The organism is Mesorhizobium sp. M1334, assembly GCF_040317995.1.
In the GTDB taxonomy this organism is placed as follows: domain Bacteria; phylum Pseudomonadota; class Alphaproteobacteria; order Rhizobiales; family Rhizobiaceae; genus Mesorhizobium.
Map to the genome: position 1 here is coordinate 59,866 of NZ_JAMYLM010000017.1, position 24,454 is coordinate 84,319.

Sequence of the window (24,454 nt, forward strand, 5' to 3'; positions counted from 1 at the left end):
CCGTCAGTAGCCGGTTTGAGTCGGCAAAAGGCCTCAACCATCTGATTCATCTCTTCAAATTCACCACGATGACGCCACCAAGCGCCAGCGCGCCGCCGATGATGCCGAGCACTGTCGGCACTTCGCCCAGCCAGAAGAAGCCGATCAGCGTCGCGACCGGCGAGACCAGGTAGAGGAAATTGGAAGCGCGCGCGGCGGGCAGCCGGGAAAGTGCTGTTGCCCACGCGGCATAGGCGATGAGGCTGGGCACGATGCCAAGAAAGATGACCGCGCCGAGCCCGGCGGTGTCGGCGACCGCCGCCTGCGCCAGACCGCTCGGCAGGAAGGGCGACAGGCAGAGCGCGCCAAGCACCATGTTCGAGGCAGAGATCGTCAGCGGGTGGTGGCGGCCAAACAGCGGCTTCTGGACGATGGTGTTGACGGCCGAGCACAATGCCGAGCCGAGGACAAGCAGCGCACCACTGTTGAAATGGAGCCCTTGCCCCTCGCCCATGGCGATGATGCCGATACCGGCGAAGGACAGGAATGTGCCGGCCCAGGCCAGGCCCGAGAAGCGTTCGCCGAGCAGCGCCATGGCCATGATGGCGGTGAAGATCGGACTGACATTGATGATGAAGCCGGCGGCACCGGCCGAAACGGTCAGTTCACCGAAATTGAGCATCACCGTGTACAGCGCGACGAAGACGGCGCCACCGAAGACAAAGCGCCAGAGTTCATCGAGCCTGGGCAGTGCCGGCCGCTTGACAGCGAGAAAGATCGCCGCCGGAACCGCGGCGATGGCAAAGCGCAGCGCGCCAAGTTCCAGCGGCCCGAAAGCGGCAAGGCCGGCGCGGATCGCCGGAAAGGCCGAGGCCCAGCCGACCACCGTCAGCGCCACCGCGATGGCAGCCGCGGCATCCATGCGCTGTGTCGTATTCAACGTGCCGGTGTAAGCGCTCATCTGGGTGTCCTCGCGATCCAATGCCATGAAGTAGAGAAACGCTATTGCGGGTCGGTTGACAAACGAACAAATCGAGGATCACCTGTGACTATGGATCACAGCTTAGACCCGATGCTGCCGCTCGAAACGCTGCGCGCCTTCGACGCCGCGGCTCGGACCGGCAGCTTTTCGGCTGCGGCCGAGAAGCTCAATATCACCCATGGCGCCGTCAGCCGGCAGATCGCCAAGCTCGAGGGTTGGCTCGGGCTGAAAGTCTTCGACCGCGGCGCGCGCGGCGTCTCGCTGACCGTCGAAGGCAACCGCCTGCATCTGCGCACCACCGAAGCCTTCGCCCTGATCGCCAGCAATTCGGATCGCTGGGTTGAGCCGCGCGGCACGGCGGTGGTGCGGCTGACCTCGATCCCCTCGGTCAGCGGGCTGTGGCTGATGCCGCGCATGGCGGCGCTGGAGAATCACCCGTCCAAGCTGCGGATCATGCTCGACGTCGACATCCGCCAGGGCGATCTTGCCGACGAAGGCATCGACCTGTCGATCCGCTGCGGGCGCGGCCGCATTCCGGGCCGGATCTCGGTGCAGCTTTTCGAAGAATATGTGTTCCCGGTCGCCTCGCCGGAATTGGCCAGGGAGATCGGCCGCGGAGATCCTGCCCGGCTGCTCGAATTTCCGGTGATCAACGATTCCGACGCTTCGGCCTGGCGCGCCTGGTTTGCGGCGCAGGAGATGGACTATCGGCCGCGGCCGCACGACCGCCGTTTCGAGGACTACAACCTCGTGCTCGACGCCGCCGCGCACGGGCTCGGCATTGCGCTGGCACGTCCGCCGTTGACGGTGGACCAATTGAAGTCGGGCCGCATCGTCGCCGTCGACGAACGCAGCGTTCTCAGCCCGATATCCTACTGGCTCGACCGGCCGCTGGGGCGGCCGCGCGCAGCCGCCGCCGAGCTCGCCCGGCGCATCGCCGTCCAGGCAGGGCTGCCAGCGGAGAAGATCGAGCAGTTTATCACGGCCGAGGAAGGAGATGCCTAAGACGCGTCGCGTTCGACCGGCATCATGCGACGTGCTTCAGGTTCTTGTGTTTATGCATGTCGCGCAAAACCGCCGCACACTTTGCGCGACATGCATTGGCATTCGCTTTGCCGGCTTGTTTGAGCAAGTGTCACCAGAAACAGAACCAGGCAAGGCCAACCAAGCTTGACCTCGCCGCAATTTGTGGCGATGACATCGTCATGAATTTCGGCACCACCCCATGATGAACCGTTTCGAAGGTCCCGGCGGCAAGGAAGCCCGCATCCGCTATCTCGATGGCGACTTCCAGGTGACCAGCCCCGGCGCCTTCGTGCGCTGCGCGGTGACCGGCGAGAGCATCCCGCTCGACGAGCTCAAATACTGGAGTGTCGCCAGGCAGGAACCCTATGTGAATGCCGCCGCCTCGCTGCGCCGCGAGATCGAAGCGCATCCGGAACTGCGCCGCCGACGCTAGTCTAGCGCAGATGGGGAGTCGCCCCGTTGCGATCCTGCGCCCTCTGCCCCCCGGGTCAGGCCGGCAACACCGAAACTTTAGAGCCTATCTTGAAATAAAAAACCCGCCTCAGGCTCGAAGGCGGGTCACCGGCGAATCATCACCATACCGAAGTCAGTAGCATAGCTGCCGGCACAAAGCAAGAACAAAATACGCTCGACCGGCGGAAAGCTGCAAATTCCAGTCCTACACCGCCTCGGTGCTCAAGCTGCTGATCGACCCCTCAGCCTGCGCTGCCGCCAGGCATCCAGCGTCTCGTCGATAATGCGCTGCGGCACGTGGTCAAGCTCGAACACAGTGTCGATCTTCAGCACATCGAGCCCGTCGAGGAATTCTGGCGGTGCTGCGCCGTGACGCAGGCGGGCAGCGTCCTTGGCGGTGGTAATGAGGCCAAGCCCGGCTTTACGTGCTGTCGCCGCCAATTCGGCAAGCTCGTCCGCACTGTAGAAATGATGGTCTGGAAATGGTCGGGTCAGCGCAAGCTCGCCCCCGGCCTCGCTTACGGTGTCGAAAAACCTGTCGGGATGACCGATGCCGGCGAACGCCAGGAACCGCCTGCCGGCCAGCGTCACCTTGCTGCTCGGCACGGTATGCGCCTCGAAGATCGGCCTGCCGGCGCGCGCTGCCTGGCGCACAACCGTATCGGCCGCTGTGCCCTCGCCCATTTTCAGCAAGGCGCTGGTGAAGACCAATTGGTCGACGATGTTTGCCCGCAGCGGCCCACCGGGGATGACGCGGCCATTGCCGATGCCATGGCGCGCGTCGACGACGACGAGCGCATAGTCGATGTGGATGCGCGCGCTCTGAAAACCGTCATCCATGATCAGGAAATCGCAGCCGAGCTTCTCCAGCAGAAGCCTGGCGCCGGCGGCCCGATTCGGCGTCACCGCGACCGGCGCGTGTTCGGCCAGAAGCAGCGGCTCGTCGCCGACATGCTTGGCGGCGTCGTGGTGCGGATCGACGATATGCGGCTGCGCGAAGGAGCCGCCATGGCCGCGTGACAGGAAACCCGGATTGAGCTGCATGCGCCGGGCCTGCTCGGCCAATGCGATGGCCACCGGCGTCTTGCCGGTGCCGCCGACGGTGAAGTTGCCGACGCAGAGCACCGGCGCCTCGACCTTTTCGCGCGGTGCATGCCGCATGCGGCGACCGGCGACAAGCGCATAGATGGCGGAGAGCGGCGACAGCGCCGTGACCCGCCAGTCGGGCTCTTCCCACCAGAAGGGCGGCGCTTCCGAGGTCACGTCAGCGCCCGTTCGCGCCCTTCAGGCGCGACTTGACGACCAGCGGCTGGATATAGGGCTCGAGCGACCTGAGCGTATGTGCCAGCGCACCGCGCATCTCGTCGACGGTCGCCGCGCCCGCCGCCATCATCTCATGGCGGGCCGCCTCGTTGGTCAAAAGGAAATTGACGGCGCCGGCCAGCATATCGCGGTCGCGCACCAGCTTAGCGCCGCCGCTATCGAGCAGGCGCTGATAGGCCTCGCGAAAATTCTGGACATTGCGGCCGGCAAGCACCGCCGTCTCCAGCATGGCCGGTTCCAGCGGGTTCTGACCGCCCTCGGAAGTCAGCGAACGGCCGACAAAGGCGATTTCCGTCAGTCTCAGATAAAGCCCCATTTCGCCGATCGTGTCGCCGAGCAGTATATCGGTGTCGGCAGTGATCCTGTCGCCCTTGCTGCGCTGCGCCAGCTTCAGGCCCATGCCGGAAATCTGGGCGGCCAGCTGCCCGGCGCGATCGGGATGGCGCGGCACGATGATCGTCAAAAGCCCGTGGTGGCGCTTGTGCAGCATCGCATGAACTTCGGCGGCGACCGCCTCTTCGCCATCATGGGTCGAGATCGCCGCCCAGGTCGGGCGACCGCCGATCTGGCGTTTCAGCGCCGCCAGTGCTCGCTCGTCGGCCGGCGGCGGCGCGGTGTCGACCTTGAGATTGCCGGACACGGTGACCGGCCGGGCGCCGAGCGAAAGGAAGCGCTCGCCATCGAGATCCGATTGGGCAACGACATGGGCGAGATTTTCGAACAATGCTTCGGCAATGTTGGCGCGCTTCTTCCAGGATTTGAAAGAGCGGTCGGACAGCCTGCCGTTGACCAGAACCTGCGGCACGCGGCGGGCGCCGAGTTCCAGGATGGTCATCGGCCAGATCTCCGATTCGGCGATGATCGCCAGGTCCGGCTGCCAATGGTCGAGGAAGCGGCTGACCGCCGGCTTGAGGTCGAGCGGCACATATTGGTGGATGATGCGGTCGCCCAGCCGTTCTTCGGCGACCTGCGCCGAGGTGACGGTGCCTGTGGTCAGCACGATGTTGACGCCGTAATCGAGAATGCTCTCGACCAGCGGCACGACGGCGATGGTCTCGCCGACGCTGGCGGCATGGATCCAGATCACCGGGCCTTCGGGGCGCTCGCGTCCGGCGACGCCGTAGCGTTCACGCCGGCGAATGCGGTCCTCCTTGCCTCTGGATGTGCGCCAGGCGACGTAAGGTCCGACCAGCGGGTAAGCGGCGGCGCCGGCGAAACGGTATGCCGTCAGGAAGGCGCGCGCCCAGCGCATACTCATTTCGAACCGTCCACAAGGCGATAGGCCTCGGCAGTCGCGGCATTGAGCGAGGCCGTGACCTCCTGGCGCTTGCGTTCCATTTCCGCGGCGTCGGCGTTGGCCGGCACGAAGACAGGCGTGCCGACGACGATCGAGGAGCGGCCGAAGGGCAAGTTGATCGTCGTCTTGTCCCAGCTGCCCTCGATCACCTTGCGGCGGCTGGTGGCTATCGCGGCAGGCAGGATCGGCCGGCCGGACAGCCGCGCCAGGAGGACGACACCGAGCCCCGCATCGCGCGGCGTGCCGTGGGGAATATCAGCAATCATGGCGACATTCTTACCGGTGGCGAGCGACTTTTTGAGGGCGATGAGCGCCTTGGCCCCGCCCTTGTCGAGATGCCTTGCGCTTTCACGCCCGCCAGAGCCGCGCACCGCCTCGATGCCGAATTTCTCGACCATCAGCGCGTTGAGCTCGGCATCGGCGCTGCGCGACACCATGGCAACCAGCGGCCGTCCCTTGGGATAATAGGCCGGGGTCAGCAAATGCTGGCCGTGCCAAAGCGCGATGATGCCAGGCTCGAGCTGCGCATAGGCGCCGCCGGAAAACTTGGCCGATCCGTCGACCATGCGGTTGGTCAAGCGGACAAGGCGGACGAAATACGCAAACAGCGCGGCAAGCGCATTCTTGACGAATCGCGACTGCGCCAGCGGTTCGCGGATCTTGCGCCAGAACGTCTTCGGCTTGCGACGTCTGACCGCCGACCGCGGGGCTGAACGCTTGACCGCTTCATGGTTCATCGATGTCAACCGACAGCCTTGTTTTCGGGGTCGAGCAGGCGGTGCAGGTGAACGACGAAATAGCGCATATGGGCATTGTCGACACTAGCTTGCGCCTTGGCCTTCCAGACGGCGTGCGCCGATTGGTAGTCCGGATAAATGCCGACGATGTCGAGCGCGTCGAGATCGCGGAATTCGGTGCCGCCCAGCTTCTTGAGTTCGCCGCCGAACACCAGGTGCAAAAGCTGTTTCTTTCCGTCTTCAGCGGCCATGTCGATCCTTCACATATCGTGAGTTTGGGACAGGTCTAGACCAAAGCCGCCGACTTTGGAACTATTGATAATGTTCAATTGTCCAGCCCGGCGATGACGCCGGCGAGCACGGCGAGGAGTTCGCCGCTGCCGGCGGCGAGCGGTCCGTGACGGATCACTTCGCCGGCATAGAGCGGCGCGCGGCCGTGCCGATCGAGCACGGCGCCGCCTGCCTCGCGCAGGATGAGATCGGCCGCGGCGATGTCCCAGTCATGCGCGTTGGCCTTGACGAAGGTGGCATCGAGCTGGCCGCCGGCGATCATGGCCAGCCGGTAGGCGAGCGACGGAATATAGGGCACCCGCTTCAGCCGTTTGTGCCATTTCGCCGGCAGCAGGTCGATCATCGGCTTCGGTCCGGCGATTTCGGCCGTTTCCGCCGGCGGACGCACGCTGATGCGCTTGCCATTCAGGAACGCGCCCTCGCCGGGCAGCGCCCAATAGATCTCGCCCTTCGCCGGGCAGTCGAGCACGCCGGCAAGCGTGCGGCCGTTCTCGACCACCGCGACGCTGACGCACCATGTGGGCAAGCCCTCGAGGAAGCCGCGCGTGCCGTCGATCGGATCGACGACGAAGGTGCGGCGCGCGATAAGCCTTACCGGGTCGTCGACGGTTTCCTCGGACAGCCAGCCATAGTCCGGCCGGGCCGCCAGCAAGGTTTCGCGCAGATATTTGTCGGCGGCGTGATCGGCTTCGCTGACCGGCGAGGTGCCGCCCTTCATCCACACCTGCGGATTGTTGTTGAAGTACTGCATGGCGATGAGCCCTGCCTCGCGGGCAGCGTCGAGCAGCAGCTGCAGGTCTTCAGTAGCGCCGGCCGAGACGGCCGGATCAAGCTCCGGCAAGGGTCATTCCTTCGATCAAAAGCGTGGGCGCGGCAGTGCCGAAATTGCGGTCGAGATCGCTCGCCGGAACCATGTTGAGGAACATGGTTTTCAAATTGGAGGCGATGGTCACCTCGGCGACGGGATAGGCCAGCTCGCCGTTATCGATCCAGAAGCCGGAAGCGCCGCGGCTATATTCGCCCGTCACCATGTCGACGCCCTGGCCGAACACTTCGGTGACGTAGAAGCCGGTCTTGAGCGACTTGATCAGCTCTTCCGGCGTCCGTTCGCCAGGCTCGATTGCAAGATTGGTCGATGACGGGGAGACCGACGAGCCGTTGCGCGAGCCGCGCCCATTGGTGACGAGGCCGAGTTCCCGCGCTGCGGAAGTCGACAGGAACCAGTGGTTGAGCACGCCCTTGTCGACCATGAACAGTTTTTCGCCCTCGACGCCTTCGCCGTCGAACGGGCGCGAGGCCTGGCCGCGGCGCCGGAGCGGCTCGTCGGTGACGGTAATTGCGGCCGAAGCCACCTTCTTGCCCATCATGTCGCGCAGAAAGCTGGTCTTGCGTGCCACCGCGGCGCCATTGATGGCACCAGCGAGATGGCCGGCAATGCCGCGCGCCACGCGCGGATCGAACACCACGTCGACCGGCCCGGTCGCAGCCTTGCGCGCGCCAATACGGCGTACGGCGCGCTCGCCGGCCTTGCGGCCGATGTCTTCCGGCGCGTCGAGATCGGAAAAATGCTGGCGCGAGGAGAATTCGTAATCGCGCTCCATGCCGGTGCCCTCGCCGGCGATCACGCTGGTCGAGCGCGAAAAGCGCGACGCGACATAATGGCCGACAAACCCATGCGAAGTGGCGAGCACGAGGCCGCCCAGCCCGGCACTGGCGCTACTGCCGGCCGAATTGGTGACGCCCTTGACGGCAAGCGCCGCCGCCTCGGCGGCAAGGGCTGCTTCCTTCAACTGGTCCGCCGATACCTGAGTGGCGTCGAAGAGATCGAGGTCGCGCGGCGTCTTGACCAGCAAGGCCGGATCGGCGAGACCCTGATAGGGATCTTCGGGCGACACTTTGGCCATGGCGACGGCACGCTCGGCCAGCATATTGGGGTCGGATGCCGCCGTTGCCGAAACGCTCGCTACCCGCTTGCCGACGAAGACACGCAGCGAGACGTCTTCGCTCTCGGACGCCTCTGTGCCTTCGACCTTGCCGAGCCGCACCGACACGCCGGTCGAACGGCCGCGCACCGCAACCGCATCGGCGGCATCGGCGCCGGCCCGTTTGGCAGCCTCGACCAGGGCTGCGACGCGATCGGTCAGTTTCGCTGCGTCGAGCGTATCGGTCATGCGCATGATCCTGTTATTTCCGGCCGGCTGAAGGGCAGCCGTCGATGCACCATCTATTGTCCCGGCGCGGCTTCTGCAATGGGAGAAGCGGACAATCAGGGGGCATCCAGCCCAGGTCGGCGCGACTCCTGATCGCAACCCGACGGCGAAATGTTCGATCGATCAGGCGCGGAAGCGATCAGCCGAAAACGCCGCGAGACGCGCTGGATCGCCGGGACCAATGATCAGCTCGGCGACCAGGCGCGCGGTGATCGGCGCGAGTGTCAGGCCGAGATGACCATGACCGAAGGCATGGATCACCCTGGAGCTGCCGCGCGACGGACCGATGACGGGCCGGGAATCGGTGACATTCATCGAGTCCGGGAAGTACAGACCGCTGGCCCCGGTCGCGGGCAGGCCGGGCTCCAGCGCAGCCACCGCTTCCGGCATCAGAACCTCTTGATGGACGCCAAACCCGGCGCGCAGCGCCCTGCCCCCAGCGGCCTTGGCGAAATCGCTCTCGCGACGATACAAGTAGAGACAGCCGTTGGAGCGCGGCAAGTCTGCCAGGTCAGCGTCCGCCACCACCTCCTCCCAGGCCGTCAGGGCCTCGGCCAGCAGACCGGCGAGCGCCAGCGCATTGGCGCGGGTGGCCGCCGGAAGCGATTGGCGCACGAATTGGAGGCATTGAAAGAGTGCCGCCGGAGCAGGCGATCTTCCTGCAGGTGTTCATGCCCACATTCTTCGTCGCCGCGGCGGAGACGCTGGCCACGCTGATACTGGGCTTCCCCCTCGCCTGCCTCATCGCCTCCGTGCCCAAGGGCCTCGCATGGTGATCCTGTTTCTCCTCCTGATCCTCGTTCCGGTTCCCTTGTCGTTCAACAGCGGCGCCTTCTTCATCTTTCCGCTGGAGGGGATTTCGACGCGCTGGTACGCGGTCGTGCTCGGCACCCAACGCTGGCAATCAGCGATCGGGAACAGCCTGATCGTTGCGTTCGGGACGACGCTGATCGCGACGACACTCGGCACGTTTGCAGCGATTGCGCTTTCCGACGAAAAGTTTCCCGGCCGCCGCATCGTCATGCCGCTGCTGCTGTCGCCGCTGATCGTGCCGGTGGTGATCACCGCCGTTGGCTCATAGCGTGTGCGGCAGTCAGCCTGTAGAGTTGGGATCGGCTGGATCCACCCACGGGCGGCCCAATCGTGTCACCATCGCCGCGTACCCGACAGCACCTGCCGCCCAAAGAAAGATGCCAAGCTCTTTGACGGCGTCTTCGGCGATGTCGACCGCCGAATCCGGGGTTGGAAACAGCTCTCCCAGCTGGTCGATGGCTGCTGACATCGCGAGTAGGAAGCCTGCGGCCACAAATACGATCGTGCCCTCGAATGTCTTCCGTCGCAGCCGAAAGAACCAGAACAACCCGGCGACGGCATAGGCAATCATGGGAACAATCTCTGGTATCGCAACAACGGGCAGCACGTCCTCATGGATCAACAACAGGTCATCGAGGCCCAAGACCAGGGTAAGGCCGCCGAGAAACGTGCAATCCCATCGGCGCGTGAGCCGACCAGCAAACAGGGTCGCAGCGCCGGTGCCGATCCATAGTGAGGCACCTAAAGACGAAATCCACCCCGTGTAGAAGCCGACGTCGGCGGCTGCAGATGGATCTCGATAGAAGATCGTAGCGTCCAGACCTAGAATTTGCGCGACGAACAGCGCGGCCAAGAGCATCACAACGTTAATCGCTGCGGCCGCAAGTATGACCAAGCGCCAGGACATTGTCCATTCGCCGCCATGCTTTGCGTCCAGCGCGTTCTTGTCTGGCATTGTGCCCAGGCCCATTCTAAGTACGCTGGCCGCTAGCTCCGCTGCGCCGCGAACTCCGCCAGCACTATGCCGGCCCACCATGATCGCGGCAACACACGGAACGGTTGCAGCGCTTCGCCCATGACCAGTCGTCCTGGTGCAGTTCCTGGCCAGTGCCAACGGCCGCGCGAAAAGCTCTCCCGGCAATCACCGCCGCCGGCACGCTGGTGATGGGTCTGTCGATGTTCGTCGTCGCTAATCTTCTGGCCGACGGAGCCAGCGGCGGCCTGGCCTGACATGTAATTGGTCCAAATCTGACGCCTCGGTCAGCCCAACCTCTCGTCAGGGACCAGCCACCGGCGTCCAGATCACGTCGTCGACCCTGAGCGCGCCGGTGGCGAGCATTACCAGCCGGTCGAAGCCGAGCGCCGCGCCGCTCGCCTGCGGCATGATGGCGAGCGCGGCGAGGAAATCCTCGTCGATCGGGTAGCGTTCGCCATAGACGCGCTGCTTCTCGTCCATCTCGGCGGCAAAGCGCCGGCGCTGCTCGGCCGGATCGGTCAATTCGCCAAAGGCGTTGGCGAGCTCGACGCCGCAGCAATAGAGCTCGAAGCGCTCGGCGGTGCGTGGATCGTCGGCGCTCGGCCGGGCCAATGCCGCCTCCGAGATCGGGTAGCCGTAGAGGATTGTGGCACACCCCTGCCCCAGCGCCGGTTCGATTTTTTCGACCATCACCCGGCTGAACAGGTCGGCCCAATTGTCGTCGGGCGCGGTCCGCAATTCGGCCTGGACCAGGGCGGCATGCAAGCCCTCGCGGTCGGTGCTGCCGTCGGCTGCTACCGTCGCCAGCAGATCGATGCCGGCATGGCGCATGAAGGCCTCGGCGACGCTCAACCGTTCCGGCTCGGCAAACGGGTCGGCCTCGCGGCCGCGGAAGCTAAGACGCTTTGCGCCCGCCCGTTCGGCCGCCAGCGCGACGAGCTCGGCGCAATCGCGCATCAGGCTCTCATAGGTCTCGCCGACGCGGTACCATTCGAGCATGGTGAACTCAGGATGGTGCAAGGGGCCGCGCTCGCGGTTGCGCCACACAGCCCCGAAGCTGAAGATGCGCTCTTCGCCGGCAGCAAGCAGCTTCTTGCAGGCGAATTCTGGCGAAGTATGGAGATAGAGCGGCTGGCGCTGCCCGTCCGGCCCGATCGCCTCGGTGGCAAAGGCCGACAGGTGCGCTTCATTGCCGGGCGAGACCTGCAGGGCCGATGTCTCCACCTCGACGAAGTCGCGGCGGGCGAACCAGTCGCGCATGCCGGCGGCAATGGCGTTGCGCAGAATCAGCCGCGGCCGGCGGTCGGCGTGGACATGCGGCGTCCACCAGGGCGAAGCGGCGGTCATCGGCTTCAGGGGAATTGCACAGAGGGCTGGCGATTGCGGCCAAGATGCGCTAGGCCGCACGCAACGGCCTCTCCAGCCGATTTGCGCCAACAAATTTTATCAGGATGGAAACCCGTGAAGGTCATCGCCAGCTCCTTACGTAAAGGCAACGTCGTCGAAAAGGACGGCAAGCTTTATGTGATCCTCTTTGCCGAAAACATTCATCCTGGCAAGGGTACGCCGGTCACCCAGCTCGACATGCGGCGCATCTCCGACGGGGTAAAGGTTTCCGAGCGTTATCGCACCACAGAGCAGGTCGAGCGCGCCTATGTCGAGGAGCGCGAGCACACGTTCCTCTATCGCGACGGCGAAGGCTTTCACTTCATGAACCCGGAGACCTATGATCAGGTCGCGGTGCCGGAAAGCGTGGTCGGCGACATGGCGCCTTATCTGGTGGAAGGGATGCCGGTACAGATCTCGCAATACAACAACATCGCCATCTCGCTGGTGCTGCCGCAGCGCGCCACTTTCGAGGTGGTCGAGACCGAGCCGGTGACCAAGGGCCAAACGGCATCCTCATCCTACAAGCCGGCAACGCTGTCCAACGGCGTGCGCACCCTGGTGCCACCACACATCAGCGCCGGCACCCGCGTGGTGGTGATGACGGCCGATGGCGCCTATGTCGAGCGCGCGAAGGATTGAGGCGTGAAGCTCGCCGAAAGCGTCGCGGCGGCCGGTCATCGTCTACCGCTTTGTGCCAGGGGCTTTCGAGTATTGGGACGCTGCACGCAGACCGAAGCGTCAACGCCCCAGCCAGTTCTTTCCTATTGCACGACGCCAGCGGGCAATCTGTGAGCCTCGAGCAATGCCGACCGTCCCTTTCGCCAGGTGCCAGGTGGAATGCCGACGAACTTTTTGAAGGCGCGATTGAAGGCGGCTTCCGACTCGTAGCCGACCTCGGCACCCGCCTGCGCGATGCTCATTCCGGGCCGTTCGAGCAGACGTCCCGCCAGTTGCAGACGCCAGCGAGCAAGATAGTGCATCGGCGAAACCCCGACATAGTGGGTAAAGCGGCTCGCAAACGCCGTGCGTGAGAGCCCCACTTCGCGGGCGAGCCGGTCCAATGTCCATTCCTCCCTGGGGCGAGCGTGAATAAGCCGGAGCGCCTCGCCGACATGTGGATCCCGTAGGCCTGACAGCCAGCCGCGCGAATCGTCGGGGAGGGTCTCGAGATGGCGGCGGATGATCTCGACAAACATCAGCTCGCTCAGCTTGGCAAGGATCGTTTCACAGCCCGCCCGCCCACTGCCACCTTCTGCCAGCGCCAGCCGAAAAAGGTCGATAACCCAGCTGCTTCCATCGGCGGGCTTGCGGGCACACAGGATGGCCGGCAATGCGGCGAGGAGAGGATTGAAGGGACGCGCATCGCACCCAAGATACCCGCAAATGAACCGGGTCCGCTCGTCTCCCCCGCCCCCATGGATGACCGCGAACGGCAGGCTCTCGTCTATCGGCCGATAATACATCGCCATATTGGGTTCGCCCCGCGCCCCGGGTGAGGAGCTCAAGACGTTCGGAACACCACCGGGGAAGACAACGACATCACCGGCGTTCACCAGCACCGGGGGCACCGAATCGTCTGCCAGCGCGGCCCAGCACGACCCCGACATCACGGCATGAAAAGAGATGATGTGCTCTGCCTCCGGCATGACAGCGGCGGCAATGTCGGCAGTGCCCGGCGACTCGCCAACCCAGGGAGAACTGGCGTCGACGTCGAAATAGATCGCACCGGTGAGGCGAACAGCCCGGAGCACATCGGAAAGGACATCCATGCACTACACCTCCGGAAACGATCGGCTACCCCCTTTGACAACGAGTTTTTCCGCCAGGCATCTCGAACTATCCGGCAATATGGCCGCCCGAGCAACCATCCATCCGGTCTAATCCTACTCTGAACGATCGGGCAACGGAAATGGACGATGTGACATTTGCGGGAACAGCGGACGGGATTAGCGTTTCATCGGCCGGCCGACAGGTCCAATAACAGGGAGGAATGTCATGAACGATGAAGACATCACCAAATTCGCAGCAAGCCTGCGGGGCGAAGTCATCCGCGCCGGCGACGCCGGCTATGATGAGGCCCGCAAGCTCTACAACGGCATGATCGACAAGCGGCCGCTGATCATCGCCCGCTGTGTCGACGTCGCCGACGTGATCACAGCGGTGAATTTCGGCCGCGACAACAATTTGCTGGTTGCGGTACGTGGCGGCGGCCATAACGGACCAGGATTGGGGAGTTGCGACGACGGTCTGGTGATCGACCTGTCGGCGATGAACGGTGTGCGCGTCGATCCGGATGCCCGTACGGCGCGGGTAGGCCCGGGCTGCACTCAGGGCGACGTCGACCATGCCACCCATGCCTTTGGCCTAGCCGTACCGGCGGGCATCATCTCGACCACCGGGGTCGCCGGACTGACGCTGAGCGGCGGCCACGGCTATCTGACGCGCAAATATGGCCTGACCATCGACAATCTGGTCGAAGCCGATGTCGTGCTTGCCGATGGAAGCTTCGTCACCGCAAGCAAGGAGCGGAACCCCAACCTGTTCTGGGCGCTTCGCGGCGGCGGCGGCAATTTTGGCATCGTCACCAGCTTTGTGTTCAAGCTCCACCAGGTCAGCATGGTCTTTGCGGGGCCGATCGCATGGGATCAGCGCCACGCCCGCACCATCATGCAGCATTATCGCGAGTTCCTGCCGAATGCGCCCGAAGAACTTGGGATCTTTCTTGGGCTCAAGACCGTCCTCTCGAGCGCACCCTTCCCGGAAGAGTTTTGGGGAAAGCGGATGTGTCTGCTGATGTGCTGCTACAACGGCCCGGAGGAAAAAGGCAGAGAGGCGCTGGCCCCGCTGCTCGATGCGCTGCCCGCGCCCTGGTTCAACTGGATGGGAACGATGCCCTATCCCGCGGTGCAGAGCATGTTCGATGGGCTCTACCCGAAGGGGATGCAGTGGTACTGGCGGGGCGATTTCGTCAAGACGCTGTCCGACGAGGCGATCGAGGCCCATCTCGAGCAGGCGGCGAAGACGCCGAGCGAGCTATCGCTCATGCACCTCTACCCTATCGATGGCGCGGTCCATCGCGTCGGCAAAGACGAGACACCCTGGAATTGCCGGAATGCGACCTGGTCGATGGTCATCGCCGGGATCGATCCGGACCCACAGAAAGCCGGGCCGGTGACCCGCTGGACCAAGGCCTACTGGGAGGCCGTGCATCCGTTCGATCTGGGTGGCGCCTACCTGAACTTCATGATGGATGACGAGGGCGAAGGAAGGCTCAAGGCGGCTTATGGCGACAATTATGAGCGCCTGGCTACGCTGAAGAAGAAATACGACCCAAACAACCTCTTCCGGGTGAACCAAAACATCCGGCCGGCTGCTTGACGGCGGCGGCGGCCGGCCAGATCAGCCTCCGCACTGAAGCGCGTCGCGCTGAAACGGGTTCAGTCGACGCGCTTAAGCCCGCTGGGTATTTCGTCGAATCCAGTCAAGCTGTTCGACACGATAGTTCGAATCCCGATACCGCGCCGGTGTACTGGGCCCTTGAGAATCCTTCAGCCTTCGGCAACATGGCGGCAAGGCTGAGAGCATGAGGATGAGCAAGGTCATTTCCGCCGCATCACGGCGTTCGCCACGCAAGACACCGATGGCGCTGACCGAGGCGCTGGTCGCCCGCACCTTGCGTGCGGTCGAGGATGCCGGGCCGACACCGGGCATGGTCTACATGACCGATGCCGATTACGCGCGCATTCGCGACGAGGTGTTGGCCGGCGCGCCGGCCGGGCCGTTGAAGCTGTTCGCCTATGGCTCGCTGCTGTGGAAGCCGGCCGGCGAGGTCAGGGGTGGCGAACGGGCCGTGGCGACGGGCTGGCACCGTTCGTTCTGTTTTACGGTGCAGCGCTTCAGGGGCACCGTCGAGCAGCCCGGCCTGATGATGGCGCTCGACCGCGGCGGCCAATGCCAGGGCATGGTGTTCGAGATCGCCGAGCCCGTGGCGGCCAATCTCGAAGCGCTGCTGCGCCGCGAGATGACCATCCTGCCCTCCGTCAACCTGCCGCGCTGGCTGCAGGTCAGGACAGCCGACGGCATGGGCCAAGCGCTTGGTTTCGTTGTCGATCGCGCCAATCCGCGCTATGCCGGCAAACTCGACAAGCGAGCGATAGCGGCGACCCTGGCCAACGCCGTCGGCCATTGGGGTTCGGGCGCCGAATATCTGTTCGAGACCATTCGCCATCTCGACGCCTGTGGCATCCGCGACCGCAATCTCTGGCAGCTGCAGGAACTTGTGGCCGAGGAGATCGGTCGGGCGCTGCCGCCGGGCTTCATTCGTCCCTGAGCCAGACCAGCATCTCGCCGGGGTCGCGGTTGTCCCAGGCGAAATACGGCACGGCGGTGAGCTTCGCGTCCTCCACCGCCGGCGGTTCGGTGCGGTAGAGCCCCTCTTCCCAGTTTTCGAAAGCCTCCTTTTTGGCGATCGCCGAAAGTGTCACGACGCCGCCCAGAAGGTTCGGCTGCTGATGCGCCTCGATGTCGGCCGTGCGCGGCAGGGCGATGCGGTGCAGCTGGCTGGAATTGTCGGTCTCCTCGACGCAATAGATCAGCGGGCCGCGCGCCAGTGCGACACGGCCGATATCCTGCCGCACCTGCGGGTTGGCGTATAGACGGTCGACCGCCATCTCGAGATCGAGCTCGACGCGGTCGCCTTTGCGCCATTCGCGGCGGACCGCGGCATAACCGTCGCTGGTGACAGTAGCCAGATCGACATCGGCGTCGTTCACCTTGAGCGTTGCCTTGCGGCACCAGCCCGGCAGGCGCAGATGCAAGGTGAACGCGGTCGGCGCTTCCGGTTCGACGGAGATCGAGACCGCACCGTCCCAGGGATAGTTGCTGGTCTGGGTCAGCTCTATTTGCCGGCCGGCGATATCGAAACGAGCCGTGCCGTTTCCATAGAGATGGACGGCGAGTGCGTCGTCCGACAGGCCATAGAAATAGCTGCCGATCGAGGCGACCATGCGCCCGACATTGGGCGGGCAGCACGGGCAGCGGTGCCATTTCCAGCGGTGGTGGGCGCCGCGGCTCTCCAGCGGATTTTCGTAGAAGAACAGCGAGCCGTCGAGCGACAGGCCCGAGATCGAGCCGTTGTAGAGCGCCCGCTCCATGATGTCGGCGTAGCGCGCATTGGGACCCATGCCGAGCATGCGGCTCGCCCAGAACACCAGGCCGACCGAAGCACAGGTCTCGGCATAGGCGGTGTCGTTGGGTAGGTCGTAGTCGGCGGTGAAACCCTCATTGTGCGAGGACGGCCCGAGGCCGCCGGTGACGTAGAGGTTCTTGGTCATGAGATCGTCCCACAGCCGGTCGAGCGCCACCCGCAGCGTGTCGTCGCCATATTCGGTGGCGATGTCGGCCATCCCCGAATAGAGATACATCGCCCGCACCGCATGGCCGACGACCTTGTCCTGCTCGCGTACCGGTTTATGCGACTGGTTGTATTCGTAGGTCTTGAAATGATACGCCTTCGGGTCGGCGCCGCGGGCCCGCGCCTCCTCGTCGAAATAATGCGGCTGCTGGCCGCGCTGGTCGATGAAGTATCTGGCAAGCTCCATATATTTGCGCTCGCCGGTCACCCGCGCCAGCTTGACCACCGCCAGCTCGATCTCCTCATGGCCGCAATAGCCATTCTTCTTGCCGGGCTCGGGACCGAACGTCTCGGCGATGTGGTCAACGTAGCGGCACATGATGTCGAGCAGCTTGCGTTTGCCGGTGGCCTGGTAATAGGCGACCGCGCCTTCGATCAGGTGGCCGGCGCAATAGAGCTCGTGGCAGTCGCGCAGATTGGTCCAGCGCAGGCCGGGCTGGATGCGCTGGTACCAGCTCGACAGATAGCCGTCGGGCTGCTGCAGCTTGCCGTACATATCGATGACGGCGTCGATCTTCTTCTCCAGCTCTTCGTTGCGGCGGCGGTAGAGCGAATAGGCGGCGGTCTCGATGGTCTTGCCCCAATCCGAATCCCAGAACATCTGCGTCGTCACCGTCGAGCCGGTGAACTCGTTGCCGGCGGTGGCGGCCTCGTCCGGCGAGGGTGAGTGGAACGGGATGACGACGCCCGGCGATGGCCGGTCCGGATCGATCTGCTCGAGCATGCGCGCCTCGACGCAGCGGTCGTAAAGGATGCCGGCGGTCTTCGAGGCGACGGCATCGACGCGGTCGCCCCAGAAGCCGCGCACGTCGACCTGCGGCACCGGCAGCGGGCGGAAGGCGAGTTTCGGCTTGGCGCCCTGACTGGCGGATTGCGATGCGGTCATCAATTCACTCCGGTTCGGTTCGATTGGTCACTTCACGGCCCCTGCCATCAGGCCGCGGATGTAGAAGCGCTGCAGCAGCAGGAAGAGCACGAGGCACGGCACCATCATCACGGTGACGCCGGCCTGCACGGCACCCCAGTCGATGGCGCCGAAGCGGCCGGACTGGAGTGCGGTCATCATGATCGGCAGCGTGAATTTGGACTGGTCTGTCATCAGCACGAGGGCCGCCAGAAACTCGTTCCAGGCGCCGAGGAAGGCGAACAGCGCGATGGTCACGATGCCCGGCCAGACCAGCGGCAGCATCACCCTCAAGAGCATGGTGACATTGTTGGCGCCGTCCATGCGCGCGGCCTCCTCGATCTCGCGCGGCACCGCGTCGAAGGCGTTGCGCATCATGAAGATCGAGAACGGCAGCTGCAGCGTGACATAGACGCAGACCAGCCCGGTCAGCGTGTTGTGCAGGCCGATTTTTGTCAGCACCAGGAAGATCGGCGTCAGGATCGACTGGAACGGGATCATGATCGTCGACAGGATGACGACGAAGAGCAGGTTCTTCAGCGGAAAACGGAAGCGCGAGAAACCGTAGCCGGCGAGCACGCTGACGATCACCGACAGCACCACGGTCATGACCGAGACGTAGATGCTGTTTTGCGCCGGCAGCCAGAGGCCATCGCCGAAGGTGTTGAGCGTGGCGTAGTTCTCGAGCGAGATGCCGCTGGTCGGCCAGGGCGGCACCGGCGGCTGGCGCGCTTCCTGCGCCGGCTTGAAGGCCGAAAGCACCGTCCAGGCGATCGGCGCCAGGAACAGAATGGAGGCGATGATGCCGGTCGAGTGCTCGGCAATCTGCATGCCGATGCGGCGTTTGCGGCTCCTTGCCTGCGCCATCAGTCGACCCCCTCGGGCTGGCGCAGCAGCCGCAGCTGGATGAGGCTGAGCGCCACCAGGATGACCAGCAGGACCATCGAAAGCGCCGCGCCATAGCCGAGCTTGAACGACACGAAGGACTGGTTGAAGATCCAGTAGACGGCGGTCAGCGTCTGGTTGCGCGGGCCGCCGCGCAGGATGATGTAGAACTGGTCGAAGGCGAGGATCGAGCCGGCCACCGACAGGATCAGCGCCAGCGCCAGCGTGCGGCGCATCAAGGGCAAGGTAATCGCCCGGAACCGCGCGAATGGCCCTGCCCCGTCGATCATCGCCGCTTCCTGCAGATCCGGCGGGATCGATTGCAGGCCGGTCATCAGGATGATCATGGTGAAGCCCGCCACCTTCCACACCACCATGGCGATGATCGACCAGAAGGCCGGCTGGAAGGTCGCCAGCAGGTTGAATTTCTTCTCGGTCAGGCCAAGCTCGAAGGCGGCCGGGCTGAACAGGCCGGAATCGACATTGAGCAGCCACGACCACAAAAGGCTGGCCGAGGCAAAACCGATGACCGCCGGCATGAAGAAGGACGTGCGGTAGAAGCCGGTCAGCTGCCGCGGCCTTTCGATGAACAGCGCCAGCGGAAAGGCGACGGCGAAGATCGCGATCGTCACCACCACCGTGTAGTAGCCGGTGAACTTCAGCGCGTTCCAGAAGCGGGTGTCGCGCAGGATCGCCCAGTAATTGTCGAGGCCGACAAAGCTGTGCGCGCCCATCAGCGGCCAGTTGTGCAGCGACATCCAGGCCGTCATGCAAAGCGGCACGATGAAGAAGACGACGACAAGCGCGACGGCCGGCGCGACATAGAGCAGGCCGATCCACTGCCGGCGGCCGGCGCCAACGAGTTTGCGGGGGCGCGTCGGGGCGGAGATTGCTGTGATGGTGGTCATGGCTGGCCGCTCGCCTTCCCTTCTCCCCTTGTGGGAGAAGGTGGATCGGCGCGCAGCGCCGAGACGGGGTGTTGGAAGGATCGCCGTCCGCGCCAAGCTGGAGCACCCCTCATCCGTCGCCTTCGGCGACACCGCCCGGGGGCGAGCCACTGGTCTCGCCCCGTCCTTCGGACCCCACAAGGGGAGAAGGGGGAGCCAGCATTGCAACGGCGTACTGTGATGGTGCTCATGCCTGTTGTTCCATTGGCGGGACGTCCCCCTCCTCCTTGAGGGGAGGGTCCGGCCGAAGGCCGGGGGTGGGGTCCTCCGCGAAGCGCGCCGACATCAAAAGAGCGTCGAGCACTACCGCGATGACCCCACCCGGACCTGCGGTCCGACCTCCCCTCGAGGGGGAGGTTAAGGGGCTGCGGGGGTGGGGTCCTCCGCGAAGCGCGCCGACATCAAAGGAGCGTCGAGCACGGCCGCGATGACCCCACCCGGACCTGCGGTCCGACCTCCCCTCGAGGGGGAGGTGGGCGCCGGCGCTTTACTTCTGCGGCGCCGAATCGATGATCGACTGCATGGTCTCCTGCGCGTTGGCGATGGCGCCGTCGACGTCTTCGCCGAAGAAGACCTCGTTCATCATCTGATTCCACGGACCGTTGGCCGAGTTGATCAGGTCGTTGAACACCACCGAATAGGGCGTGCGGCCCTTGGCCATTGCCTCGGCGGCGACCTTGTAGCGCGGGTCGAGGTCCTTCAGCGCCTCATTGGCGATGTCGCCGCGCACCGGCAGGCTGCCGTATTTCGCCAGGATGGTCTGGCCCTCGAGCGAATAGGCGAAATCGAGGAACTCCTTCACCACCGCGACCTTGGTGGTGCCCTTGGTGACGACGAAATTGTCGCCGCCGGCAAACGACGACCAGCCGCCGTCCTTGCCCGGCAGGAAGGTGATGCCGTAGTCAATGTCCGGATATTGCGTGTTCAGCGCGCCGATGGCGAAGGCGCCGGACGGCGAGATGCCGATGTTGCCGGTGGCGAAGGCGGCAAAGAAGTTGGAGCCGGTGTCGGTCTGCGCGCCTGAAGGCACCAGGTCCTTCTTGACCATCGAACGGTAGAGGTCGATGGCGCCGCGCATCTGCGGCGTGTCCAGCGTCGCCTTGGAGCCGTCCTCCGTCAGGATGTCGCCGCCCGAGGCCCAGATCAGCGGCGTGAAGGTGAAGATGTTGCAGCCGCCGCAATTGCCGGAGAAGTAGAAGCCCTTGATGTCGCCGCCGAGCGCGTTGACCTTTTCGGCGTCGCTCTCGATCTCGGCCCAGTTGGTCGGGCCCTTTTCCGGGTCGAGGCCGGCCTGCTTGAACAGCTTCTTGTTCCAGATCAGCACCGAGGAATCGGCCGAGAACGGCAGCCCGTAGATGCGGCCCTTATAGGTGCCGGTCTTGACATGCGCCGGCGACAGGCTGGCGAAATAAGGCAGCGATTTCGCCCAGTCGGTGATGTCCTCCAGCTGGCCGGCGGCGGCGAAGGACGGGGTGTAGATCAGGTCGAGCGAGAGTGCATCCGGCGCCGTGCCGCCGGCAGCCGCAGCGCCGTATTTCGGGATGATTTCGGCGTTGGGGATGATGTCCAGCTTGATCTGGTTCTGATGCCCCTTGTTGAAGGCATCGACGATGCGCGGCATGAAGTTCGAGCCGTCGGCGCGCACCCAGATGTTGGCGGTGTCGGCGGCGGCCGAGCCGACTGTCGCCAGCGTGCCGAAAATGCTCGCCGCGATGGCGAGCCCGGTAAAGGTGGTTCTCATGCTTCTCCTCCACATGGTTTTAACTCGGCCGCGCCCCAGCGCTTTGCAATCGACACGGCCCGTTTCGTTTTCAGCCGTCCGGCGGACGGCCGCATGACTGACGCACCACCAGCCGGCACGGCAGTTTTCTGATGCCCGGCACAGCGGGTTCGCCGCCGACGAGCGAAAGCAGGGCAAGGCCGGCCTCCCGGCCAAGTGCTGCGAGATTCATGTCGACCGAGGTCAGCGGCGGCCGGGTCGCCTCGGCGACGATCTGCCAATTGTCGAAGCCGATGACGCCGACTTCGTCAGGCACGCCGATACCGCGCTCGCGCAAGGCGTCGATGACGCCGCGCGCGATCTGGTCGTTGCCGCAAAACACCGCGTCCGGTTTTTCACGCGTGCCGTCAAACCCCTCGGGGTCGAACAGCGTCTTGACCGCCTCATGCCCCCAGGCCTCCGACCAGTGGCCAAGCAGCGGCTCCATGACCGGCAGGCCGTTCTCGGCCAGCACCGCGCGATAGGCCTCGGCGCGGGCATGCACCACGGCAAAACTCGCTGGGCCGCTGACATGGGCGATGCGCCGCCGCCCGAGCCGACAAAAGTGCTCGACCGCCAGCCGCGCCCCGCCGGCATCGTCGGACACGAAAGCGATGGCGTTTGGATCGGGCTCGGTAAAGGCATAGATCGCCGGAATGCCGAGATTGGCGAGATCGACCGGCAGGTGGCGGTCGATGCGCTTGCCGGTGGCGATGATGCCGTCGACGCGCTTGTCGAGCATGGCATCGACATGCAGCTGGGCAAGGCGCGGGTCATCCTCGACATTGCACAAAAACACCGAGACGCCAGCATCGACCAGGGCATCGGAAACGCCGGCCATCAGCGGCAGCGAAAACCGACCATAGGTGTCGTTGGTCAAAAGCCCGACGGTAAAGGAGCGCCGCCTGAGCAGGCTCTGCGCCAGGCTGTTCGGGCGAAAGCCGAGCCGCTGCGCCGTCTCGCGAATGCGCTCGCGTGTCTCGGCAGTCATCCGCCCCTGCCCGTTCAGCGCCTTTGAGGCCGTGGCGACGCTGACGCCGGCAAGGGCTGCCACTTCACGCAAGGTGACGGGCTGCTTGGCGGGCGTTGGCTGGACGTCGGACGCCATGATTTGGATATGATCCTCCCAGGTGGGAAAAGCTTTTCTCTTATGACCCCCCAGGGTGCTGATTGGTGATGTCAGCGGATGCGAGGCGAGTTGGGAAAAGGTTTTCTCAAAGGAGAGATTAGGGGAAGGATGTGGGGATGGCAAGGGGGAATGGCCGCTCAGCGGCACCGCGATCGAATAATCGCGATGCCGCAGTCTACCCGTACGGCTAGCAGCTCTCAGTCTGCGGATCGCACGCCTTGTTTTTCTGCTTCTCCGGCTTGGGCTTGGCCGCCTGCTCGGGCTCGGCTTGCTGCTGCTCGGCGGGCTGCTCCTTGGCCTTCTGCTTTTCAGGCTTGGCCGCCTGCTCGGGCTCGGCCTGCTGCTGCTCGGCGGCGGGCTGTTTCTTGGTCTTCGGCTTTTCAGGCTTGGCCGCCTGCTCGGGCTCGGCCTGCTGCTGCTCGGCGGCGGGCTGCTTCCTAGCCTTCGGCTTCTCAGGCTTGGCCGCCTGTTCGGGCTCGGCCTGCTGCTGCTCGGCGGCGGGCTGCTTCTTGGTCTTCGGCTTCTCAGGCTTGGCCGCCTGTTCCGGCTCGCCCTGCTGCTGCTCGGCGGCGGGCTGCTCGCCGGCCTTCGGCTTCTCAGGCTTGGCGGTTTCTTCGGGCTTGGCCTGCTCGGTCGTTGCAGCACCTTCGGTCGGTTTCGATTTGCGGCCGGCCTGAACCTGCTTCACCTCCTCGATGTCTTTGAGCTTGGCTGGTTTGGCCTTAGGGTCGGCTTTCACCTCGCCCCCAAAGACAGCGACCGTATCGTTTTCCAGTTTGCCGGACTGCTCGGGCGCGTCGGTCTTGCTGACCTTGACGGCAGTCACCTTCTGGTTCGTCTCCTTTTCGATCACATCGACATCAATGACTTTGTTGATCACGACGTTGTTCTGGATCGTCACGTCGCCGGCCGGCTCGGCCGCCTCGACGATGCGAACAAACTCCGGCTCATCACGGATAACGACGGTAGAAATGTCCGCGGCAAGGAATTCGCGGGTGGGGACCACAACCCAGTAATAATCCGGCGTCGTGTCGAAGGTCACCTCGATTGAAATTAGATCCGGATCGCGGCGCGGCGGCAGTGGAGCCCAAATCATGTGCTCCCTGTCACGACGCCAACTCACCCATGCTGGCGCCCAACGAGTGCCCGGAACCCAATACCAGCCGATATCGTCGGCATAGCCCCACCGGCCGTAATGGTACGTCGCCCAGCCGAATGGCTCGTCGGACACCCACAGCCAGCCGTACTGCTCGGTGTAGACCCAATGTCCAAGCGTATACGGACGCCAATCGTCAGGCACATCGACCGGCACGAAAACGGTCGCTCCGTGATACGAGACCCAATCACCATAGGAAGACAGGTCTTCATAGAATGTGCTGATCGAAACGGTGGTGGCAGCCCTTGCCTCTGACACAAGCGACAATGGCGCAATCGGGTTGGGAATCTCGACGACCGTGAGCAGACAGGCGGCGCCGAGCATCAGTCGCACCGCATGTTGGGCAAGGACGCGTTTCATCGTAATGTTCCTCCGAAACAGATCGCCCTTCATCCTACAAACCCGCCGGCTGCCGGATTGTTCCATTTCGCCGATGTTACCCGCATCCGCTCACGCAACGGCTTGGCATCGCACGACGACATTTGGGATCAGAGTTGCTTCATGAAGGCGGTGACCGTCACAAATGCGCGCCGAAGGCGCGGCGATAGGTCAGCGGGCCCGACGGTAAGGGAGCCGCCGCAACAGCCTCTGCGCCAGGCTGTTCGGGCGAAAGCCAAGCCGCTGCGCCGTCTCGCGAATCCAGGTCCGCGTCTCGGCCGTCATCCGCCCCTGCCCGTTCAGCGCCTTCGAGGCGGTGGCGACGCTGACGCCGGCGAGTGCAGCCACCTCGCGGAGGGTGACGGGCTGCTTGGCGGGGGTTGGCTGCGCGTCGGACGCCATGATTT

Annotated in this window: 25 protein-coding genes and 1 pseudogene; 8 read left to right on the forward strand and 18 right to left on the reverse strand. The window is 64.5% G+C overall.

Going from position 1 to position 24,454, the window contains the following annotated elements; all coding sequences use genetic code 11:
* Window positions 1-46: 46 nt before the first annotated feature.
* Window positions 47-940: a DMT family transporter gene (locus tag NKH17_RS24180; protein ID WP_352479940.1), complete on the reverse strand. Its 894-nt coding sequence runs from the start codon at window positions 938-940 to the stop codon at window positions 47-49.
* A 90-nt stretch (window positions 941-1,030) separates the two neighbouring features.
* On the opposite strand from NKH17_RS24180, the gene NKH17_RS24185 reads away from it, so the two are divergent.
* Both NKH17_RS24185 and NKH17_RS24190 read left to right on the forward strand, forming a co-directional pair.
* Entirely contained in the window at window positions 1,031-1,966 is a 936-nt protein-coding gene (locus NKH17_RS24185; RefSeq protein WP_352479939.1) for a LysR family transcriptional regulator, read from the forward strand.
* Window positions 1,967-2,186: 220 nt separating this feature from the next.
* Window positions 2,187-2,420 (forward strand): DUF2093 domain-containing protein, encoded by a 234-nt coding sequence (locus NKH17_RS24190; RefSeq protein WP_031211156.1) that lies wholly within the window; start codon window positions 2,187-2,189, stop codon window positions 2,418-2,420.
* A 242-nt stretch (window positions 2,421-2,662) separates the two neighbouring features.
* Here NKH17_RS24190 and lpxK read toward each other — a convergent pair whose 3' ends face one another.
* The 7 genes from lpxK to NKH17_RS24225 form a co-directional block, all read right to left on the reverse strand.
* Window positions 2,663-3,703 carry a tetraacyldisaccharide 4'-kinase gene (lpxK, locus tag NKH17_RS24195; RefSeq protein ID WP_352479938.1) on the reverse strand — a complete coding sequence of 347 codons (1,041 nt, stop codon included), beginning with the start codon at window positions 3,701-3,703 and terminating at the stop codon, window positions 2,663-2,665.
* A 1-nt stretch (window position 3,704) separates the two neighbouring features.
* Complete coding sequence (gene waaA / locus NKH17_RS24200) at window positions 3,705-5,021, reverse strand: lipid IV(A) 3-deoxy-D-manno-octulosonic acid transferase (RefSeq protein ID WP_254817457.1); 1,317 nt, start codon at window positions 5,019-5,021, stop codon at window positions 3,705-3,707.
* On the reverse strand, window positions 5,018-5,797 hold the full coding sequence (locus tag NKH17_RS24205; RefSeq protein ID WP_023717166.1) for a lysophospholipid acyltransferase family protein: 780 nt from the start codon (window positions 5,795-5,797) through the stop codon (window positions 5,018-5,020). Before NKH17_RS24205 ends, waaA begins: the two co-directional genes overlap by 4 nt.
* A gap of 5 nt (window positions 5,798-5,802) precedes the next feature.
* A complete protein-coding gene (locus NKH17_RS24210; protein ID WP_023674378.1) occupies window positions 5,803-6,048 on the reverse strand; it encodes a DUF4170 domain-containing protein in 246 nt (81 codons plus the stop codon).
* A 74-nt stretch (window positions 6,049-6,122) separates the two neighbouring features.
* Window positions 6,123-6,929 carry a 3'(2'),5'-bisphosphate nucleotidase CysQ gene (locus tag NKH17_RS24215; protein ID WP_352802486.1) on the reverse strand — a complete coding sequence of 269 codons (807 nt, stop codon included), beginning with the start codon at window positions 6,927-6,929 and terminating at the stop codon, window positions 6,123-6,125.
* Complete coding sequence (locus NKH17_RS24220; RefSeq protein ID WP_352479936.1) at window positions 6,916-8,259, reverse strand: TldD/PmbA family protein; 1,344 nt, start codon at window positions 8,257-8,259, stop codon at window positions 6,916-6,918. Before NKH17_RS24220 ends, NKH17_RS24215 begins: the two co-directional genes overlap by 14 nt.
* 162 nt (window positions 8,260-8,421) lie before the next feature.
* Complete coding sequence (locus NKH17_RS24225) at window positions 8,422-8,913, reverse strand: FAD-dependent oxidoreductase (RefSeq protein ID WP_352899871.1); 492 nt, start codon at window positions 8,911-8,913, stop codon at window positions 8,422-8,424.
* Between the two features lie 20 nt (window positions 8,914-8,933).
* Between NKH17_RS24225 and NKH17_RS24230 the strand changes: the two genes are divergently transcribed.
* Both NKH17_RS24230 and NKH17_RS24235 read left to right on the forward strand, forming a co-directional pair.
* On the forward strand, window positions 8,934-9,074 hold the full coding sequence (locus tag NKH17_RS24230; RefSeq protein ID WP_352479933.1) for a hypothetical protein: 141 nt from the start codon (window positions 8,934-8,936) through the stop codon (window positions 9,072-9,074).
* The gene (locus NKH17_RS24235; protein WP_352479932.1) at window positions 9,068-9,379 is read left to right on the forward strand and encodes an ABC transporter permease; all 312 of its coding nucleotides are present in this window, start codon (window positions 9,068-9,070) and stop codon (window positions 9,377-9,379) included. Before NKH17_RS24230 ends, NKH17_RS24235 begins: the two co-directional genes overlap by 7 nt.
* A 12-nt stretch (window positions 9,380-9,391) precedes the next feature.
* Here NKH17_RS24235 and NKH17_RS24240 read toward each other — a convergent pair whose 3' ends face one another.
* On the reverse strand, window positions 9,392-10,066 hold the full coding sequence (locus tag NKH17_RS24240) for a DUF8692 domain-containing protein (RefSeq protein WP_352479931.1): 675 nt from the start codon (window positions 10,064-10,066) through the stop codon (window positions 9,392-9,394).
* Between the two features lie 104 nt (window positions 10,067-10,170).
* Between NKH17_RS24240 and NKH17_RS24245 the strand changes: the two genes are divergently transcribed.
* Window positions 10,171-10,341, forward strand: coding sequence for a hypothetical protein (locus NKH17_RS24245; RefSeq protein WP_352479930.1), 171 nt, complete (start codon window positions 10,171-10,173; stop codon window positions 10,339-10,341).
* Between the two features lie 46 nt (window positions 10,342-10,387).
* Here NKH17_RS24245 and epmA read toward each other — a convergent pair whose 3' ends face one another.
* On the reverse strand, window positions 10,388-11,434 hold the full coding sequence (gene epmA / locus NKH17_RS24250; protein ID WP_352479929.1) for an EF-P lysine aminoacylase EpmA: 1,047 nt from the start codon (window positions 11,432-11,434) through the stop codon (window positions 10,388-10,390).
* A 114-nt stretch (window positions 11,435-11,548) separates the two neighbouring features.
* On the opposite strand from epmA, the gene efp reads away from it, so the two are divergent.
* Complete coding sequence (gene efp / locus NKH17_RS24255; RefSeq protein WP_023674374.1) at window positions 11,549-12,115, forward strand: elongation factor P; 567 nt, start codon at window positions 11,549-11,551, stop codon at window positions 12,113-12,115.
* A gap of 122 nt (window positions 12,116-12,237) precedes the next feature.
* Here efp and NKH17_RS24260 read toward each other — a convergent pair whose 3' ends face one another.
* The gene (locus NKH17_RS24260) at window positions 12,238-13,245 is read right to left on the reverse strand and encodes an AraC family transcriptional regulator (protein WP_352479928.1); all 1,008 of its coding nucleotides are present in this window, start codon (window positions 13,243-13,245) and stop codon (window positions 12,238-12,240) included.
* Between the two features lie 226 nt (window positions 13,246-13,471).
* On the opposite strand from NKH17_RS24260, the gene NKH17_RS24265 reads away from it, so the two are divergent.
* Both NKH17_RS24265 and NKH17_RS24270 read left to right on the forward strand, forming a co-directional pair.
* Complete coding sequence (locus tag NKH17_RS24265; RefSeq protein WP_352479927.1) at window positions 13,472-14,854, forward strand: FAD-binding oxidoreductase; 1,383 nt, start codon at window positions 13,472-13,474, stop codon at window positions 14,852-14,854.
* A gap of 211 nt (window positions 14,855-15,065) precedes the next feature.
* Window positions 15,066-15,806, forward strand: coding sequence for a gamma-glutamylcyclotransferase (locus tag NKH17_RS24270; RefSeq protein WP_352479926.1), 741 nt, complete (start codon window positions 15,066-15,068; stop codon window positions 15,804-15,806).
* On the opposite strand, the gene NKH17_RS24275 is transcribed toward NKH17_RS24270, so the two are convergent.
* From NKH17_RS24275 to NKH17_RS24305, 7 genes and pseudogenes are all read right to left on the reverse strand, one after another.
* Complete coding sequence (locus NKH17_RS24275; protein WP_352899876.1) at window positions 15,793-17,775, reverse strand: glycoside hydrolase family 127 protein; 1,983 nt, start codon at window positions 17,773-17,775, stop codon at window positions 15,793-15,795. The two genes, NKH17_RS24270 and NKH17_RS24275, sit on opposite strands and share 14 nt — an antisense overlap.
* A gap of 27 nt (window positions 17,776-17,802) precedes the next feature.
* Window positions 17,803-18,660, reverse strand: a complete 858-nt coding sequence (locus tag NKH17_RS24280) for a carbohydrate ABC transporter permease (RefSeq protein ID WP_352479924.1) — start codon at window positions 18,658-18,660, stop codon at window positions 17,803-17,805.
* Window positions 18,660-19,586 (reverse strand): carbohydrate ABC transporter permease, encoded by a 927-nt coding sequence (locus NKH17_RS24285; RefSeq protein WP_254817448.1) that lies wholly within the window; start codon window positions 19,584-19,586, stop codon window positions 18,660-18,662. Before NKH17_RS24285 ends, NKH17_RS24280 begins: the two co-directional genes overlap by 1 nt.
* A 526-nt stretch (window positions 19,587-20,112) precedes the next feature.
* Entirely contained in the window at window positions 20,113-21,366 is a 1,254-nt protein-coding gene (locus NKH17_RS24290; protein WP_352901954.1) for an ABC transporter substrate-binding protein, read from the reverse strand.
* Window positions 21,367-21,436: 70 nt separating this feature from the next.
* Window positions 21,437-22,492 (reverse strand): LacI family DNA-binding transcriptional regulator, encoded by a 1,056-nt coding sequence (locus NKH17_RS24295; protein WP_352901957.1) that lies wholly within the window; start codon window positions 22,490-22,492, stop codon window positions 21,437-21,439.
* A 208-nt stretch (window positions 22,493-22,700) separates the two neighbouring features.
* On the reverse strand, window positions 22,701-24,029 hold the full coding sequence (locus NKH17_RS24300; RefSeq protein ID WP_352972498.1) for a DUF6600 domain-containing protein: 1,329 nt from the start codon (window positions 24,027-24,029) through the stop codon (window positions 22,701-22,703).
* Between the two features lie 213 nt (window positions 24,030-24,242).
* Window positions 24,243-24,449 (reverse strand): annotated as a pseudogene (locus tag NKH17_RS24305) (LacI family DNA-binding transcriptional regulator); the annotation flags it as partial.
* Window positions 24,450-24,454 lie beyond the last annotated feature (5 nt).